The following is a 17,389-nucleotide window of genomic DNA, read 5'->3' on the forward strand; positions in this document are numbered from 1 at the left end:
CATACCTGTCCTCCATAGGGGTTTGCACCTTAGCAATGGCCAAGAATTCCGGCCGCGGCCGCGGTAGTCGCGGCGCATCCACCGAGCCTGCCAGCAAGCCCCTGTGGCGCCGCATCGTGCGCGGCGTCCTGGTATGGGGGGCCGCGCTGGCCCTGCTTGCGGCCATCTTCCTGGGCACCGCCGTGTTCTTCACGATGCGCGAGCTGCCCGACTATGGCGCGCTCAAGAGCAGCCAGAACGGCCAGATGATCGTCGTGCGCGACCGGGACGGGCGTGAACTCGTGTCGCTCGGGCCGAGCTACGGCAAGTGGCTCGCCTATAACGACATCCCGCCGATCATGCGCGACGCGCTGGTCTCGGTCGAGGATCGCCGCTTCCGTGACCATCCGGGCGTCGATCCGGTCGGCCTCGCGCGCGCGGTCTACGTCTCGTTCACCACGGGCGGGCGGGCCAAGGCGACTTCGACGATCACGCAGCAGCTGGCGCGCAACATCTTCCTCAACAACAGCCGCTCGTTCACCCGCAAGGCGCGCGAGGCGGTGCTGGCGCTGGCGCTGGAACGTAAGTTCACCAAGGACCAGATCCTCGAGCTGTACCTCAACAAGGTCTACTTCGGCGGCGGCGCCTACGGGGTCGACGCGGCCAGCCGCAAGTTCTTCGGCCATCCGGGCACCGAACTGTCGACCGCCGAGGCGGCGATCATCGCGGGTCTCGTCAAGGCGCCTTCGAACTACTCGCCCACCGCCGATGTCGAGGCGGCGACCGGGCGCGCCCGCGTCGTGCTGGGGCTGATGGTGCGCGAAGGCGTCATCACGCAGGCCGAGGCCGACGGCACCGACTTCTCGAAAGTGACCGTCGCCAAAGAGAAGGGGCAGGATTCGGTCCGCTACTTCACCGACTGGGCGCTGCCGCAGCTCGACATGCTGCTGCCCGAGAACAAGGAGCCGATCGAGGTCTGGACCACGCTGGACCGCGGCATGCAGAACGCCGCGACCAGCGCGATCGACCGCAACGCCCCCAAGGACGCGCAGGGCGCGCTCGTCAGCCTCGACCGCGACGGCGCGGTGCTGGCGATGGTGGGCGGCACCGACTACGTCAATTCGAACTACAACCGCGCCACCAGCGCGCTGCGCCAGCCCGGCTCGTCGTGGAAGCTGTTCGTCTACCTCGCCGCGCTGGAAGCGGGCCACAAGCCCGACGACCGCGTGGTCGACGAGCCGGTGACGATCGACGGCTGGAGCCCCAAGAACGACGGCCGCAATTTCGCGGGCGAGATCGACCTGCGCACCGCCTTCGCCTATTCCAAGAACACCATCGCGGCGCAGCTCGGCAACGAGGTCGGCTTCGGCACCGTCGCCAGCATGGCGCGCCGCTTCGGCATCACCACGCAGATCAACACCAAGCCGGCGATGGTGCTGGGCACGTCCGAAGTGCGTGTGATCGACATGACCCGCGCCTTCGCCGCCGTCTCGGCGGGCGGCACCTCGGTCGGGCCCTACGGCATCCTCAAGGTCACGACCACCGCGGGCGAGCTGCTCTACGAGCACAAGTCGGTGCGCGGGCAGGTGCTGGTGCCGCATTACGTCGCCGCCGGGATCACCGACCTGATGCAGACGGCCGTCGCCACCGGCACGGGCCGCGCCGCGCAGATCGGCCGTCCTGTCGCGGGCAAGACCGGCACCACCAGTTCGAACAAGGACGGCTGGTTCCTCGGCTTCTCCAGCGGCATCACAACCGGCGTGTGGATGGGCCGCGACGACGCCAAGCCGGTCGGCGGCCTTTCGGGCGGCCATGCTCCGGCGCGGGCCTTCGCCGACTACATGCGCGTCGCGGTGGCGAAGCGCCCGGTCGAGCAGTTCGACACCGAGCTTCAGCTGCCCGAATGGCAGCTCGATCCCGATGACGAGCAGCTTCAGGGCAATCCGGGCGAATATTCCTACTACGACGAGAACGGCAACCTCGTGCATCCCGACGGTGCGCCCATGCCGGGCGGCCAGCCCGGCTACGAGGACGGCGCGGGACCCGGCGCGGGCCTGATGGTGCCCGACTACGGACCGCAGGGCGCCGCGCCGCCGCCCGCCGCCAACGGCGACCTCCTCGACAAGGCGACCGGGCGCACCCCGGACGATCCGGGACTGCGGCCCGGGCAGGGCGCGGGCTACCCGCCGCGCGTGGCGCCGATGCCCCGCACTACGCCCAGTCCCCGGCCGACGCCGCTAAGGCCCCCGGTGACGCAGCCGTAAAAGGAAGCGCACTACGCGGCAGATCGAACGAGAAACGCCCGCCGGATCGAACCGGCGGGCGTCTTCATGTCCGGCACTGGCGGCCGCTGCGTGTCAGCGCAGGCGGACCGGCACGAACGTGGCGGGCTGGCCGCGCGGCTGGACGCGCAGGAGGATGGCCGAGCGACCTTCCGCCTTGACGGCAGCGACGGCGGCGTTGAGGTCGGCCTGGGTCGCCACGGCTTTGCCGTTGGCTTCCAGGATGATGAACCCGCGCGCGAAGCCCTTCTGGCCGGCGTCCGAGTTGGGATCGACGGCGACGACGACGACGCCCTTGGTCCCGTCGGCCGCGCCGAGCTGGCGGGCGATCTGCGAGGTCAGCGGCGTCACCGACAGGCCGAGCGACTTCTCGACCGCGCCCTGTTCCTGCTGCGTGGGCGGGTTGTTGAAGGCGTCGTCCTGCTCGCCGTTGGGGTCGAACGACTGCTGCAGTTCGTCTTCGCTCGGACGCTTGGCGACCGTGGCGGTGAGCGTCATGCGGCGGCCGCTGCGGATCACGTCGATCGGGATGCGGCTGCCCGGCGCCGTGTTGGCGACGATGTACGACAGCGTCTGGTCGCGCGTGACTTCCTTGCCGGCGACCTTCACCACCACGTCGCCCGCCTGCATGCCGGACTTGGCGGCGGCGCCGTCAGGCTCGACCGCCTGGATGAACTCGCCCTTGTTGTGCTCGATGCCGAGCGAGTCCGCGAGGTCCTCGTTCAGCGCCTGGATGCGCACGCCAAGATATCCGCGCTCGATCGCCTCGCCCTTGATGAGCTTCTGGACGAGCGGGGCGGCGATCTCGGCGGGGATCGCGAAGCCGATGCCGACGCTGCCGCCGGTGGGCGAGAAGATCGCGTTGTTGATGCCGATGACCTGGCCGCTCATGTCGAACATGGGGCCGCCCGAGTTGCCCCGGTTGATGGCGGCGTCGGTCTGGAGATAGCGGTCGTAGGCGCCTGCGCCCGACCCGGTGTTGCGGTAGACGGCCGAGACGATGCCCGAAGTCACCGTGCCGCCGAGGCCGAACGGGTTGCCGATCGCGATGATCCAGTCACCCACGCGCGCCTTCGAGGAATCGCCGAACTTGACGAACGGCAGCGCCTTGCCCGCGTCGATCTTGAGGACCGCGAGGTCGGAGGCGGCGTCCTTGCCCACCAGCTTGGCGGGATACTCGGTGCCGTCGGGCATGGTGACGGTGATCGATTCGACCTGGCCCTTGCCGTCGGCGGTGATGACGTGATTGTTGGTGACCACGTAGCCATCGGCCGAGACGATGAAGCCCGAGCCGAGCGACTGTGCTTCGCGCGTCTGCGGCGCGCCGCCGCCGCCCTGCTGGCCGCCGAACAGGCCTTCGAAGGGCGTGCCCGCGAACGGGTTGGCGCCGCCGCCTGCGACCTGCACCTTCTGGCGGGTCGAGATGTTGACGACCGCGGGCGCGAGCTGCGCCGTCAGGTCCGCGAAGCTGGCCGGCGCGCCGGAGCGCGGGACCACCTTCGACATTTCGCTGGATTCGTTCTGGGCCACCTGCGCACCTGCGGGGTAGCCGGTCATGAGCGTTGCGGTGGCGCCTCCGAGAAGGAGCGCGGTGGTCAATCCATAAGCATATCGCACTGGCTTCACGTCCTTTGATTCCTCCGTTTCGGCGGTGCCTGGGCACCGACCGGGAAACTCACCACCGATTGAGGCCTAGTGAGCTTAACCGGATTTGAATGATGCGGTAATCCGCCATTCTCCGGGTTCAGGCAGCAACGACCGGGAGCGCTTACGGCTCCCGGAAATGATTGAGATAGGCGTTGTCGGGCGAAAGCAGGATCGTCTTGCCGCCGTCGCCCTTGCCGAACGACACCGAATAGCTCTGCATGGCGCGGTAGAAGTCGTAGAAGGCCGGGTCCTTGCCGAAGGCTTCGGCATAGATCCTGGCGGCCTGGGCCTCGGCCTCGGCGCGGATGATCTGCGCGTCGCGCTGGCCGCGCGCGGCGACCGTCTTGGCCTCTTCCTGGCGCGCCGCTTCCATGCGCACGAAGGCGGCGGCAAGCGCGCCCTCGGGCAGGTCGGCGCGCTTGATGCGCACGTCGACGATCTGGGCGCCGTATTCGCGCGCCTCGCGGTCGAGGCTGGTGCGGATGTTCTCCATCGCCTGCCCGCGCTCGGCGGTGAGCAGCGACTGGAAGGTGCGCTTGCCCAGTTCCTGGCGGACCGAGGAGGACAGGATCGGCTCGAGCTGCTGGGTGACGCGCTCGGTGGTGCCGGCGGTCTCGACCATCTTCACCGGATCGACGATGCGGAAGCGCGCATAGGCATCGACGTTCAGCCGCTGCTGGTCGGTCGAGAGCACCTGCTGCTGCTGCATGTCGACCGAGAGCAGGCGCTTCTCGATGCGGATGACCTGCTCGACCAGCGGCATGCGGAAGTGGACGCCCGCGCCGGTCTGGCCGAAGTCGGCCTTGTCGATGAAGGGGTTGTAGACGCGCACCGGCTTGCCGGTCCGCACCACGACCGCCTGCTCGTCCTCGGGGACGACGATGACGCTGAGCATCAGTGCGATCACGGCGACGCCGCCGGCGATCCACGCGGCCTTGTAGTCCTGCCAGAGGTTGCCCATCACTGGCCTCCCCGCGGTGCCGGGGCCGTGACCGTGGTTCCGGGACCGGCGGCTGCATCGGCGCCCGGCGCGGGCTGTGCACGGCGCTTCATTTCGGAGAGCGGCAGGTAAGGGGTGACGCCCTTTTCGGCGACGACCGTGTCGTTGTCGCGGATCACGCGTTCCATCGTCTCGTAATACATGCGGCGCTTGGTGACCTCGGGAGCGAGCTTGTACTGCTCGTAGACCTTGTCGAAGGCGGATGCGTCGCCCTGGGCGCGGGCGATGACCTGCTGGGCCCAGGCACGCGCCTCGGAGCGGTCGCGTTCGGATTCCTGCTGGGCGACGTTGACCTGGTCGAACGCGCCCTTGGTCTTGGCCGGCGGATCGGCCTTCTTGATCTCGACGCCCTGGATCGAGACGCCGGCGTGGTAGCCGTCGAGGATGCGCTGCATGCGCTCGCGCACATCCTGCTCGACCTTGGCGCGGCCCGAGCCCGACAGTGCGTCGGAGAGCGTGATCTGCGCGATCGAGGCGCGCATGGCGGCCTCGGCCACTTCGCGCACGGTCTGCTTGGGATCGGCGAGGCGGAAGGTGTAGTTCTTGAGGTCCTTGATGTTCCAGCGGACCAGGTAGCTGAGATCGACGAGGCTCTTGTCGCTCGTCAGCATCAGCTTCTCGTTGTCGTTCTCCGGGATCATGTCGACCGTGAACGAGCGGACGTCGGCCGTCTGCACCTGCTCGATCGGCCAGGGGAAGGTCATGCTGACGCCGGAATCGATCGTGCGCGAATACTTGCCCAGCGTGGTGACCACGCCCTGCTCCTTGGGGCCGAGCATGTGGAAGCTCGACATCGCCAGCAGGGCGACGACCGCCACGCCGACACCCAGGGGAACCCACGACTTGCCGTCGGGCCGGCGCGGGATGTTGGGGAAGCCTCCGCGTCCGGGACCGCCGCTGCCACCGCCGCCGCCGGCGCGGCGCGCATCGCGGCCCCGGAAGATATCCTCGATGCCGGCCGAGCGGCGCGGGGGCGGAGTGTCGCCGCTGGGCAGCCAGGGATTGCGCGGGCCGCGGCGGTCTTCCTTGTCGGAATCCTTGTCGCCCCTGCCTTCGGGCTCGGGCGCGTCGCCGGGCTGCTCGCCGCCTTCCGGAGTGCCGTCCTCGCTGCCGCCATCATTGCCGCCGCCCCAGGGACTGCGACCGGTCATAGCCGATACGCCGTCCTGCGCTGCGCCATGTCCCCCAACGCGGCCTGAGCCGCCGTGCCTGTCTGCACCACCGATAGCTTTCATGGGGCTATCTATAAGAACCCCTCGGCCAAATAACAGTGCCTCTCTTGCCCTTTTTCCCGTGGTACGCCACCTGAGCGGCGACGGAACGGTGCGACCGCACGTCCCGGATTTTCCTCGTCATCCCCGCATTGGGTGGGGATACATCCCGCTGTCCCGCCCCTGCGGACGGGCCGGAGATGGGTTCTCGCGAGCGCGGGGACGGCGAATGTTTATTATTGTTGCGGAGACACGAGTGACCAGCGCTGCGGGATCGTCCGAGGAACTGAAGGCACTGCTGCCCGCCGATGCCGCGCCGCGGCTGCAGTCGCTGCGGCTGGTCGAGGGCCGGGCGATCCTCGTCCTGGACGCGACCGGGCTCGGCTCGCTGGCGCGCGAGCGGCTGGAGGCGGCGGTCACGGCGGCGCTCGGGTCGGCGCCGGGCGTGACCGACGTGCGCGTGGCGATGATGGCGGACAAGGCCGAGGCGCCCGCTCCGGCGCCCGCACCGAAAACGCCGCGCATCCTCGCGGTCGGCTCGGGCAAGGGCGGGGTCGGCAAGTCGACGCTCGCGGTGAACCTCGCCGTCGCGCTGGCGCGCAGCGGGCGCAAGGTCGGGCTCGTCGATGCGGACATCTACGGCCCCTCGCAGGCACGGCTGCTCGGCACCGAGGACAAGCGCGCGGTGGCGCACGAGGGCAGGCTGGTCCCGGTCCAGAGCGCCTGGGGCGTGCCGGTGCTGTCGATGGCGCACCTCACCAGGGCGGGCCAGGCGATCGCCTGGCGCGGACCCAAGATCGCGGGCGCGCTGATCCAGCTGGTCGAGGCGCACTGGGACGGGGCCGAGCTGCTCGTCGTCGACCTGCCGCCCGGCACCGGCGACGTCCAGCTCACCATGCTCCAGCGCTTCAAGCCGGCGGGCGCGGTGATCGTCTCCACCCCGCAGGACCTCGCGCTGATGGACGCCGCGCGCGCCGCCGACATGCTCGAGAAGGGCGGCGTGCCGATCGTCGGCGTGGTCGAGAACATGGCCGGCTACGCCTGCCCCCACTGCGGCGAAGTCAGCGACCCGTTCGGCACCGGCGGCGCGGAGGCGGCGGCGAAGGCGATGGACGTCCCCTTCCTTGGCCGCATCCCGCTCGACATCACGATCCGCCGCGAGGGCGACGCCGGAACCCCCACGGCGGCCGGTGACGGTCCGCAGGCCGAGGCGTTCACCGCGCTTGCCCGGCAGGTGGGCGCGTGGCTGGACAGGCAGCCCTGATGGCCGTCACGCGGCGCAAGGTGCTGGTCGGGGCGCTGGCGGGGGGCGGGCTCACGCTCGGCTTCCTGCTGCGCCCCCGTTCGTACCCGCTGCCTCTGGAACCGCGCGAGGGCGAGTTCCCGTTCGACGCCTGGCTGCGGATCGGCACCGACGGCGTCGTCACCGTCTCCGTGCCGCAGGTCGAGATGGGGCAGGGCGTCACCACGCTGATACCGCAGGTCGTGGCATACGAACTGGGCGCCGACTGGCGGCAGATCTCGGTCGAGCCGGCGCCGGTCAGCGCGCGCTACGCCAACCTCCCGCTGGCCGCGAAGTGGGCGCCGCTGTGGATGCCGCTCGCCCCCGCGCTGGCGGACGGCCCGGACGGCATAGTGGCCCGCCGCTGGGCCGAGGGACACCGCTTCAACGCCACCGCCGACGGCACTTCCCTTGCCGCGTACGAGGCCCCCGCGCGCGCCGCAGCCGCCTCCGCGCGGGCGATGCTGATGCAGGCCGCCGCCGCGCGCTGGAACGTCGCCTGGGAGGAATGCGAGGCACACGGCGGCTTCGTGCTCCACGAAGGCAAGCGCCTCGCCTTCGGCACGCTTGCCGAGGAAGCCGCCGCCTTCTCGCCGCCCTCCACCCCGCCGCTTCGCGCCGAACCGATGGCCGAGCGCCCGGGCGAATTCCCCTCCGGCGCCCCGCTGCGCTACCCTCGGCTGGACCTGCCCTCCAAGGTTGACGGCTCGTGGACCTTCGCGGGCGACGTGCGCCTGCCGGGCATGGTCTACGCGGCCATCCGCCACGCGCCGATCGGCATGAACGCTGCGGTCGCGGGCGTGGACGAGGCCGCGGCGAAAGGCCTGCGCGGCTACGTCGGCGTGGTGAAGGGCGACGACTGGGTCGCGGCCGTCGCCGCCGATGGCTGGACCGCCGAGCAGGCGCTCACCCGCATGGCCCCGCGTTTCAGGGTCGCCGCCGGAGCCGACTCCAATGTGGTCGACGCCGCGATGGACGAGGCCCTGCGCACCGCCGACGCGCACCGCCTGCACCGGGAGGGCGACATGGACGTGGTTGAGGGCGGTTTGCCGGTCCAGCTGCGCTACGAAGTCGCCCCCGCCGTCCACGCCGCCATCGAGACCGCCGCCGCCGCCGCGCATTTCCGGGACGGCAAGCTCGAACTCTGGGTCGGCACCCAGGCCCCCGAGGCCACCCGCGAAGCCGCGGCGCGGGCCGTCGGCCTGAACCTGCGCGACGTCGTGCTTTACCCGGTGGCGATCGGCGGCAGCTTCGACCGCCGCCTGGAATTCGGCCACGCGGTGGAGGCCGCCGTCATCGCCAAAGCCGTCGGCAAGCCCGTCCAGCTCACCTGGGACCGCCGCGAGGAATTCCGCGCCGGCCTGCCGCGCACGCCGGTCGTCGCGGTGATGGCCGCGCGCGTCGATACCGAGGGCGCCGTCGCTGGCTGGCGCGCGCGCATCACCGTGCCAGCGACCGCCCGCGAGTTCGGCCGCCGCCTGTTCGATGGCGACGCCCCGTTCGACGCCGTCGCCGCCGTGGCGGGCGAGGCCGACCCGATGGCGCTCGAAGGCGCGCTCCCGCCTTACGACATCGCCAATCTTGCGATCGACCACGTCCCCGTCCGCATCGGCCTGCCCACGGCGCGGATGCGCGGCAACGCCCACGCCTGGACCGCCTTCTTCAACGAGAGCTTCGTCGACGAACTCGCCCACAAGGCCGGCCACGAGCCGCTCAGCTACCGCATGGCGATGCTGGGCAAGGACCCGCGCCTGGCCGAGTGCCTGCAGCGCGTGGCGGCGCTCTCGCAATGGGGCGGCGGCGCCGACGCCAGCGGGCAGGGCATCGCTTGCCACGTCATCGGTGGAGGGCGGATCGCCGTCGTCGCCAGCGCGCGGCGCGATGCGGAAGGCGTGCGGGTGGACAAGCTCAGCGCGGTCGCCGACATCGGCCGGATCGTCAATCTCGACATCGCCCGCCAGCAGGTCGAGGGCGGGTTGATCTTCGGCCTCGGCCTCGCGCTCGGCTGCGCGGTGCGCTACGAGAGCGGCCGGCCCGACGGCGAGAGCCTCGCCGCGATGGGCCTGCCGACGCTGGCCGACTGCCCGGAGATCGAGGTCGAATTCGTCGAGAGCAAGGCGGACCCCGCCGACCCCGGCGAACTCGGCGTCGCCGCCGTTGCCCCGGCGGTCGCCAACGCGCTCTATTCGGCGACGGGCCTTCGCCTGCGCCGCCTGCCCTTCTTCGGCGAGGACCTGTGATGCCCCCTGCAAATGCCCCCGCCGACCACCCGGAAGTCGCCGTCGGCAAGGTCGGCGTGCTGCTGGTCAACCTCGGCACGCCCGACGCCGCGACCCCGGCGGCGGTGCGCCGCTACCTCGCCGAATTCCTCTCCGACCCGCGCGTGATCGAAATCCCGCCGGTGGTATGGAAGCCGATCCTGTATGGCGTGATCCTGCGCACCCGCCCGGCCAAGTCCGCCCATGCCTACGCGCAGGTCTGGACGGCGGAGGGCTCGCCGCTCGCCGCGATCACGGCGGCGCAGGCGCGCGGGCTCCAGGCGCTGCTCGGCGGCGGCGTGCGGGTGGACTGGGCGATGCGCTACGGCAACCCCTCGATCCCCTCGCGCCTGCAGGCGATGAAGGACGCGGGATACGACCGCATCCTCGTCGCGCCGCTCTATCCGCAGTATTCGGGCGCGACGACCGCTTCGGTCATGGACAGGCTGGGCGATGCGCTGGGTGCGATGCGCTGGCAGCCCGCATTGCGCACCCTGCCGCCCTACCACGACGACCCCGCCTATATCAGCGCGCTGGAGGACGATCTCGCGGGGCAGGTCGCCGCGCTGGACTTCACGCCCGAGCTGCTGCTGCTCTCGTTCCACGGCATGCCCCAGCGCACGCTCGAGCTGGGCGATCCGTACCACTGCCACTGCCGCAAGACCGCGCGCCTGCTGGCCGAACGTCTCGCGATGCGCCTGCCGGGCCTGCGCGTCGAGACCAGCTTCCAGTCCCGCTTCGGCCGCGCCAGGTGGCTCGAACCCTCGACCGAAGCGACGCTGGAGAAGCTGGCCAAGGATGGCACCCGCCGCATCGCGATCGCGGCGCCCGGCTTCTCCGCCGACTGCGTCGAGACGCTCGAGGAACTCGCGATCCGCGGCCGCGAAGTGTTCGAGGGCGCCGGCGGTGAGCGGCTCGCCGTGCTCACCTGCCTCAACGACGGCCCCCCCGGCATGGCCATGCTCGAAACGCTGGTGCGGCGTGAACTCCAGGGTTGGTGGGGCGCGGATTGAGCCCTTCCGGGGGCTTGCAGATTTTTAACCTCCCACCGTGCTTCGTTCGAGTTATGTTCCGATCCAAAGGAGTCGGAAAGCATGAGCGACAGCCTATCCCAACCGGACTTCGCCTATGGCCAGGCCCGGGGTGCGGACGGAGAGATCCCGATCGCCCTGTCGATCTACGCCGATCGATCGCGGCTGCGCACGGCCCTGCGCGAGGATGCCGAGACCGCCGGTCTTAAGGTGACCTCGGTCGGCTCGCTGATCGACCTGGCGGAAGGTGTCGACCGGACATTGGGCGATGTGGTGATGGTCGACTGCCCGCAGGTCGATGGCGCCTCGCTCGCGGCGCTCACGCAGCTCGACATGCGCGCGGGACGGGGGAGAACGCGATTGATCGTCTCGACCAGCGTCGACGCGCTGGAGGACGTGTTCGCCTGCATGGACCAGTCCGCGCCGATCCTGCTCGTCGACCCCGACCGCGCCGAACGCGTCATCGCGCTGGGACAGGTGATGGCAGGCTTCCCGTCCGGGCGCTTGCGCGAACTGTCGGACGATGATCGGCTGATGCTGCTGCGCCTGACCGAGCAGGTCGGCCAGATCGCCGGACGCATCGACCGGCTCGACCCGCGCGGTTCCGGATCGGCCTTCGCCTTTCCCGATGGTCAGGCCGCTCCGGCCCCCACCCCTCCCGCGCCAACCCCCGCCGCAGAAGGGCAGCTTCCCGATGCCAAGCTGGTGCGCCGCATCATCCGCCAGCGCCAGCTGCGCGCGCGTTTCCTCGACGGCGAACTGTTCGCCGACCCCGCCTGGGACATGCTGCTCGACCTCACCGCCGCGCGGATCGAGGGGAAGCAGGTCTCGGTCACCTCGCTGTGCATCGCCGCCGCCGTCCCGCCGACCACCGCGCTGCGCTGGATCGGCCAGATGGTCGAGGCGGACCTGTTCGAGCGGGTGAGCGACGATGTCGACCGCCGCCGCGCCTTCATCGCGCTCAGCGACAGGGCGCAGCGGGCGATGGGCCGCTACTTCTCCGAAATCGGACTGGCGGGGCCGGTCCCGGTCTGACGCCGTCGCTGGCCCCGCCTCGGGGATGCGAGTTGGCCCGTTGTCGTGGACCGCGCATTGGATATGACTTCTGCTCCAAGTCAGGACATCGGACGCGCCATGAAGAGACTCGATCGCCGTACCTTCCTTTCGGCTAGCGCGGGCGTGGTCGCCGCGCCGCTGCTGCTGCGCCAGGCCGCCTTCGCGCGCGGAACGGCGGTCGACACGATCTACACCAACGGCCGGATATGGACGGGCGAGGGGCGCGAGATCTTCACCGACGCCCTCGGCCTGGTGAACGGGCGGATCGCGGCACTCGGAAGCGAGGCCGCGCGCAGCCTTGCCGACAAGAGGACGCGGGTGGTCGACCTCGGCGGCGCTTTCGTGACGCCGGGCTTCACCGACAGCCATGTCCATTTCACCCTCGGCTCCGCGATGATCGGTCAGCCCTCGCTGCGCGATGCCCCGGGCCGGGCCGAGTTCGCCCGGCGCATCGGCGAAGCGGCGCGCGCGCTGCCTGCCGGTGTCTGGATCCAGGGCGGCGAATGGGACAACGACCGCTGGGGCGGCGAACTCCCCTCGCGCGACTGGATCGACGCGGTCAGCCCGAACACCCCCGTCGCGGTGCTGCGCTACGACCTGCACATGGCGCTGCTCAACAGCCGCGCGCTCGAAGTGCTCGGGCTGGGCGAGAGCACGCCCGATGTCGAGGGCGGGGTCATCGGGCGCGATGCCAGGGGCCGCCTCACCGGCATCTTCAAGGACGCCGCCAAGGACATGGCGCTCGCCCGCATCCCCCTGCCTTCCGACGCGGCCACCGACGCCATCAACCGGCGCGGCATCGCGCTCGCGCTCTCCAGGGGCGTAACCCAGGTCCACGAGACCGGGATCGACTGGCGAACGTTCGAGTCCGCCCGCCGCCTGCGCGCTTCGGGCGACCTGCCGATGCGCTTCTACGCGATGACGCCGCTCAAGGACTGGGCCAGACTGCGCGACCTCATCGCCGCCGAGGGCCGGGGCGACGACCTCGTGCGCTGGGGCGGCTGCAAGGTCGTGTTCGACGGCTCGCTCGGCTCGCGCACGGCGCTGTTCTACGAGCCCTACCTCGACGATCCCACCACCCGCGGCATCACTGTCACCGACCCCGGGGAACTGCTCGAACTCGCCCGCGCGGCCGACGCCGCCGGCCTGCAGATCGCCGCCCACGCCATCGGTGACCGGGCCAACGACACCGTCCTCGATACGCTGGCGGAAGTCGCCGCCGCCAACGGCCCGCGCGATCGCCGCTCGCGCATCGAACATGCGCAGCACCTCAACCCGGCCAGCATCGGCCGGTTTGCGCAGCAGGGCGTGATCGCCTCGGTCCAGCCCTACCACGCCATCGACGACGGCCGCTGGGCGGTCCGCCGCATCGGGCCCGAGCGGCTGAAGACGACTTACGCGTTCGAATCGCTCCTGCGCAGCGGCGCCCATGTCGCCTTCGGGTCGGACTGGCCGGTCGCCCCGCTCGATCCGCTGACCGGGCTCAAGGCCGCCACGCTGCGCGAGACGCTGGACGGCGCCAACCCCGGCGGCTGGTATCCCGAGCAGCGCGTGGACATCCACGATGCCATGCTCGCCTATACGCGCGGCGCCGCCTACGCCGGCGGGCATGAGGCACATACCGGCACCCTGGCGCCGGGCCGTCTTGCCGATTTCGTGGCCTGGGACCGCGACCTGACGGCGATCGACCCGGAGACGCTGGAATCGGCCAAGGTGGTGTCGACCCATCTCGCCGGCCGCAAGGTGCACGGGTGAGCGGACCTTTCACGGACGACGACGTCGATCCCGAGATCCGCGACTGGCTCGGCCGCATGTTCGCCGCCTCCGCCGCGCTGGGCTCGCGCCCCGGCCTGACGCCGGCCGCGCGCCGTGCGATCGCGGAGGCGCAGCGCGCGCCCTGGCAGCAGGGCGGCCCGGCCATGGCGGCGAGCGAGACGCTCACCGTCGGCCGTGCGGGAACGCGCATCCGCATCCACCGGCCGACGACCGGCGCGGACCTCCCGGTCCTCGTCTACCTCCACGGCGGCGGCTGGACGCTGTTCAGCATCGACAGCCACGACCGCCTGATGCGCGAATATGCCGGGCGGGCCGGCATCGCGGTGCTGGGCGTCGACTACCCGCTGGCGCCGGAAAGCCGCTTTCCCGCCGCGCCGGACAGCATTGCCGAAGTGCTGGGTTGGCTCCAGGACCACGGCGGCGAGCACGGGCTGGATGCTTCGCGCCATGCCGTCGGCGGCGACAGCGCGGGCGCCAACCTGGCGGTGTCCGCCGCGCTGCGCCTGCGCGCGGCGAACCGGCCCATGCCGCGCGCGCTGCTGCTCAACTACGGCGCCTTCGACGGCACCTGGACGCCGAGCTACGAACGCTACGGCGACGGCGAGCGCTACATGCTCACCGGTCCGGAGATGGACGACTTCTGGGCCAGCTACCTCGGCGACGACTGGGCGACGTCCCCGCCCGATCCCCTGGCGCGCCCCCTCCATGCGGACCTTGCCGGCCTGCCGCCGACCTGGCTCTGCACGGCGCGATGCGACATCCTGCTCGACGAGAACGCGGCGATGGCGAAGCGTTTGGACGAGGCCGGAGTGGACGCCGCCCTCCATGTCTACGACGGCGCCACGCACAGCTTCCTGGAAGCGGTGACGGTCTCGCGCCTCGCCGACCGGGCGCTGGCCGAGGCGTCGGCGTGGCTGGCGGCCCGCCTCGCCTGAACGCGGGCCCCCGCAAGGCGGTGATGGCGCTGCGCCGCGTGAGTGTATAAAGGCGCCACGATGCTTCGCCTGACCGATCTTGCACTGCCCCTCGACCACACCCCCGCCGACCTCGACACGGCGGTGATCGAACGCCTCGCCATCGCGCCCGCCGACCTGGAGCGCGTGACCGTCGTGCGCCGCGGCAACGACGCGCGCCGCAAGAACGCGATCAAGCTGGTCTACGCGCTCGACGTGACGGTGCGCGGCGAGGCCGAGGTGCTCGCCCGTTTCGCCGGCGGCCCGCACGTCCGTCCTGCACCGGATACCGCATACAGGTTCGTCACCCGTGCTCCGGAGGACTACGCCGGCCCGCGCCCGGTCGTCATCGGGGCCGGCCCCTGTGGGTTGCTCGCCGCGCTGGTGCTGGCGCAGATGGGGCTGAGGCCGATCATCATCGAGCGCGGCAAGGCCGTGCGAGAGCGCACCCGCGACACCTGGGGCCTGTGGCGCCGCTCCGAACTCAACCCCGAAAGCAATGTCCAGTACGGCGAGGGCGGGGCGGGCACGTTCTCCGACGGCAAGCTCTACAGCCGCATCAAGGACCCGCGCCACCTGGGGCGCAAGGTGCTGACCGAGTTCGTCAAGGCCGGCGCTCCGGAGGATATCCTCACCGAGGCGCACCCGCACATCGGCACGTTCCGCCTCGTCACCATGGTGATGTCGATGCGCGAGACGATCGAGGCACTGGGCGGCGAATACCGCTTCGGCACCCGCGTCGACGACTTCGCGATTCGCGAGGACGCGGATGGCGCCCGCCACCTGACCGGCCTGCATCTTGCGAACGGCGAACTGCTCGAAACGCAGCATGTCATCATGGCCGTCGGCCATTCGGCGCGCGACACGTTCGAGGTGCTGCACGATCGCGGCGTCTTCATCGAGGCCAAGCCCTTTGCCATCGGCGTGCGCATCGAGCATCCCCAGGGCTGGATCGACAAGGCCCGCTTCGGTCCCTGCGCGGGCAACCCGATCCTCGGCGCGGCCTCCTATTCCACCTCGTACAAGGCAAAGAACGGGCGCACCGTCTACTCGTTCTGCATGTGCCCTGGCGGGCGCGTGGTGGCGGCCGCGAGCGAGGAGGGCGGTGTCGTCACCAACGGCATGAGCCAGTATTCGCGCGCCGAGTTCAACGCCAACTCCGGCCTCGTGGTCGACATCACGCCCGAGCGCGACTTCCCCGGCCACCCGCTCGCGGGCCTCGCGCTCCAGCGCAAGTTCGAGAAGCTGGCCTTCGTCGCCGGCGGGTCCGACTACAGGGCGCCGGGGCAGAAGCTGGGCGACTTCCTCGCCGGGCGCGCGTCCACCGAACTGGGCGAGGTCATTCCCAGCTATCAGCCGGGCGTCCACCTCACCGACCTCGCGCAGTGTCTCCCCGACTACGTGATCGAGGCGATCCGCGAGGCGCTGCCGGTGTTCGGCCGCCAGGTGCCCGGCTACGACCATCCCGACGTCATCATGACCGGGGTGGAGACGCGCACGTCCTCGCCGGTGCGCATCACCCGCGGGCGCGACTTCCAGAGCCTCAACACGCGCGGCCTCTACCCGGCGGGCGAGGGCGCGGGCTATGCGGGCGGCATCCTGTCGGCCGCCGTCGACGGCATTCGCGTGGCCGAGGCGCTGGCGCTGGACCTGGTGCCGGCATGAGCGAATACGACGCCATCGTGCTCGGCGCCGGCGCGGCGGGCCTGTTCTGCGCCGCCACCGCCGGGCAGCGCGGCAAGCGCGTGCTGCTGCTCGACCACGCGGCCGAGCCCGGCAAGAAGATCGTCATCTCCGGCGGCGGGCGGTGCAATTTCACCAACATCCACACCGCGCCCGACCGTTATCTCGCCAGTAATCCGCACTTCGCCAAGTCCGCGCTCAGCCGCTACACGCCGTCGGACTTCCTGGCGCTGATGGAAGCCTACGACATCGCCTGGCACGAGAAGACGCTGGGACAGCTGTTCTGCGACGGTTCGGCCAAGCAGGTCGTCGCGATGCTGCTGGAGGAGTGCGACAAGGGCGGCGTCACGCTGAACTGCGGCGACGCGATCGGCGCGGTGGACCATGCAGACGGCCTCTACCGTGTGGAATACGGCGGGACAGTCGCCGCCGCCCCGGCGCTGGTGATCGCGACGGGCGGCCCCTCGATCCCGAAGATGGGCGCGACCGGGTTCGCCTACGACCTTGCGCGCAAGTTCGGCCTCAAGGTCGTGCAGCCGCGCCCGGCGCTGGTGCCGCTGACGCTGCCGGGCGAGGAGACGCTGTTCCGCGAGCTGTCGGGCGTGTCGACCGAGATCGTCGCGCGCATTGACGGAAAAGCGGGCGGCAAGGCCGCCTTCCGAGAGGCGGCGCTGTTCACCCATCGCGGGCTGTCGGGCCCGGCGATCCTGCAGATTTCAAGCTACTGGCAGCGCGGCGACACCGTGACGGCGCAGTTCGTCCCCGACCGGATCGATGGCTGGCTGAAAGCGATCAAGCGCGAGCGCCCGCGCCTGTCGTTCCGCAAGGCGATGGGCGATGGCCTGCCCGAGCGGCTGGCAGACGCGCTGTTCGCAAGGCTCGGCATCGAGGGCGAGATGGGCAGCCTGACCGACAAGGTGCTGGCCGCCGCCGAGGCGCGGCTGGCACGCTGGCCGTTCCTGCCCGATGGTTCGGAGGGCTATGCTAAGGCCGAAGTCACCGCCGGGGGCATCGACACTGCCGAGCTGTCGTCCAAGACCATGGAAGCGCGCAAGAGCCCCGGCCTCTACGCCATCGGCGAGGCGGTGGACGTCACCGGCTGGCTGGGCGGCTACAACTTCCAGTGGGCCTGGGCGAGCGCGCGGGCAGCAGGGCTGGCGCTCTGATCGAGGGAATGAGCCGCGCTTTCACGACCGAAGCGTGAATGTCGGATGCTCCGGTTCAGCGAGAA

Annotated in this window: 12 protein-coding genes; 9 read left to right on the forward strand and 3 right to left on the reverse strand. The window is 70.8% G+C overall.

The annotated features are described in order from the left end of the window. Positions 1 to 35: 35 nt before the first annotated feature. Positions 36 to 2,243 carry a transglycosylase domain-containing protein gene (locus AC07M9_RS02395; protein WP_494881009.1) on the forward strand — a complete coding sequence of 736 codons (2,208 nt, stop codon included), beginning with the start codon at positions 36 to 38 and terminating at the stop codon, positions 2,241 to 2,243. A gap of 93 nt (positions 2,244 to 2,336) precedes the next feature. Here the strand turns inward: AC07M9_RS02395 and AC07M9_RS02400 are convergent, their stop codons facing one another. The 3 genes from AC07M9_RS02400 to hflK all read right to left on the reverse strand — a co-directional run bounded on the left by AC07M9_RS02400 (position 2,337) and on the right by hflK (position 6,059). Beyond that, positions 2,337 to 3,878 (reverse strand): Do family serine endopeptidase, encoded by a 1,542-nt coding sequence (locus AC07M9_RS02400; protein ID WP_494883870.1) that lies wholly within the window; start codon positions 3,876 to 3,878, stop codon positions 2,337 to 2,339. Between the two features lie 151 nt (positions 3,879 to 4,029). Continuing rightward, positions 4,030 to 4,869 (reverse strand): protease modulator HflC, encoded by an 840-nt coding sequence (gene hflC, locus AC07M9_RS02405; RefSeq protein ID WP_494883871.1) that lies wholly within the window; start codon positions 4,867 to 4,869, stop codon positions 4,030 to 4,032. Continuing rightward, positions 4,869 to 6,059, reverse strand: a complete 1,191-nt coding sequence (hflK, locus tag AC07M9_RS02410) for a protease modulator HflK (protein ID WP_494881011.1) — start codon at positions 6,057 to 6,059, stop codon at positions 4,869 to 4,871. Before hflK ends, hflC begins: the two co-directional genes overlap by 1 nt. Before the next feature lie 289 nt (positions 6,060 to 6,348). Here hflK and AC07M9_RS02415 point away from each other — a divergent pair, with 289 nt between their 5' ends. From AC07M9_RS02415 to AC07M9_RS02450, 8 genes are all read left to right on the forward strand, one after another. Beyond that, the gene (locus AC07M9_RS02415; protein ID WP_494881013.1) at positions 6,349 to 7,383 is read left to right on the forward strand and encodes an Mrp/NBP35 family ATP-binding protein; all 1,035 of its coding nucleotides are present in this window, start codon (positions 6,349 to 6,351) and stop codon (positions 7,381 to 7,383) included. After that, a complete protein-coding gene (locus AC07M9_RS02420) occupies positions 7,383 to 9,641 on the forward strand; it encodes a molybdopterin cofactor-binding domain-containing protein (RefSeq protein WP_494881015.1) in 2,259 nt (752 codons plus the stop codon). The genes AC07M9_RS02415 and AC07M9_RS02420 overlap by 1 nt, the downstream gene beginning before the upstream one ends. After that, positions 9,641 to 10,672 carry a ferrochelatase gene (gene hemH, locus AC07M9_RS02425; protein ID WP_494881017.1) on the forward strand — a complete coding sequence of 344 codons (1,032 nt, stop codon included), beginning with the start codon at positions 9,641 to 9,643 and terminating at the stop codon, positions 10,670 to 10,672. Before AC07M9_RS02420 ends, hemH begins: the two co-directional genes overlap by 1 nt. Positions 10,673 to 10,753: 81 nt before the next feature. Next, positions 10,754 to 11,725, forward strand: a complete 972-nt coding sequence (locus tag AC07M9_RS02430) for a MarR family transcriptional regulator (RefSeq protein ID WP_494881019.1) — start codon at positions 10,754 to 10,756, stop codon at positions 11,723 to 11,725. Positions 11,726 to 11,824: 99 nt separating this feature from the next. Further along, positions 11,825 to 13,501: an amidohydrolase gene (locus tag AC07M9_RS02435; protein WP_494881021.1), complete on the forward strand. Its 1,677-nt coding sequence runs from the start codon at positions 11,825 to 11,827 to the stop codon at positions 13,499 to 13,501. Further along, entirely contained in the window at positions 13,498 to 14,457 is a 960-nt protein-coding gene (locus AC07M9_RS02440; RefSeq protein WP_494881023.1) for an alpha/beta hydrolase, read from the forward strand. The genes AC07M9_RS02435 and AC07M9_RS02440 overlap by 4 nt, the downstream gene beginning before the upstream one ends. 60 nt (positions 14,458 to 14,517) lie before the next feature. Further along, a complete protein-coding gene (locus tag AC07M9_RS02445) occupies positions 14,518 to 16,140 on the forward strand; it encodes an NAD(P)/FAD-dependent oxidoreductase (protein WP_494881025.1) in 1,623 nt (540 codons plus the stop codon). Then, positions 16,137 to 17,324, forward strand: coding sequence for a BaiN/RdsA family NAD(P)/FAD-dependent oxidoreductase (locus AC07M9_RS02450; protein WP_494881027.1), 1,188 nt, complete (start codon positions 16,137 to 16,139; stop codon positions 17,322 to 17,324). Before AC07M9_RS02445 ends, AC07M9_RS02450 begins: the two co-directional genes overlap by 4 nt. Positions 17,325 to 17,389 lie beyond the last annotated feature (65 nt).

The sequence above is a fragment of the Novosphingobium sp. GW821-FHT09E05 genome (genome assembly GCF_059416165.1).

Bases quoted from the DNA above. Each gene is read 5' to 3' on its own strand.
- AC07M9_RS02395 (WP_494881009.1), top strand. From the start codon at position 36: ATGGCCAAGAATTCCGGCCGCGGCCGCGGTAGTCGCGGCGCATCCACC.
- hflC (WP_494883871.1), bottom strand. From the start codon at position 4,869: ATGGGCAACCTCTGGCAGGACTACAAGGCCGCGTGGATCGCCGGCGGC.
- hflK (WP_494881011.1), bottom strand. From the start codon at position 6,059: ATGACCGGTCGCAGTCCCTGGGGCGGCGGCAATGATGGCGGCAGCGAG.
- AC07M9_RS02415 (WP_494881013.1), top strand. From the start codon at position 6,349: ATGTTTATTATTGTTGCGGAGACACGAGTGACCAGCGCTGCGGGATCG.
- AC07M9_RS02420 (WP_494881015.1), top strand. From the start codon at position 7,383: ATGGCCGTCACGCGGCGCAAGGTGCTGGTCGGGGCGCTGGCGGGGGGC.
- hemH (WP_494881017.1), top strand. From the start codon at position 9,641: ATGCCCCCTGCAAATGCCCCCGCCGACCACCCGGAAGTCGCCGTCGGC.
- AC07M9_RS02430 (WP_494881019.1), top strand. From the start codon at position 10,754: ATGAGCGACAGCCTATCCCAACCGGACTTCGCCTATGGCCAGGCCCGG.
- AC07M9_RS02435 (WP_494881021.1), top strand. From the start codon at position 11,825: ATGAAGAGACTCGATCGCCGTACCTTCCTTTCGGCTAGCGCGGGCGTG.
- AC07M9_RS02445 (WP_494881025.1), top strand. From the start codon at position 14,518: ATGCTTCGCCTGACCGATCTTGCACTGCCCCTCGACCACACCCCCGCC.
- AC07M9_RS02450 (WP_494881027.1), top strand. From the start codon at position 16,137: ATGAGCGAATACGACGCCATCGTGCTCGGCGCCGGCGCGGCGGGCCTG.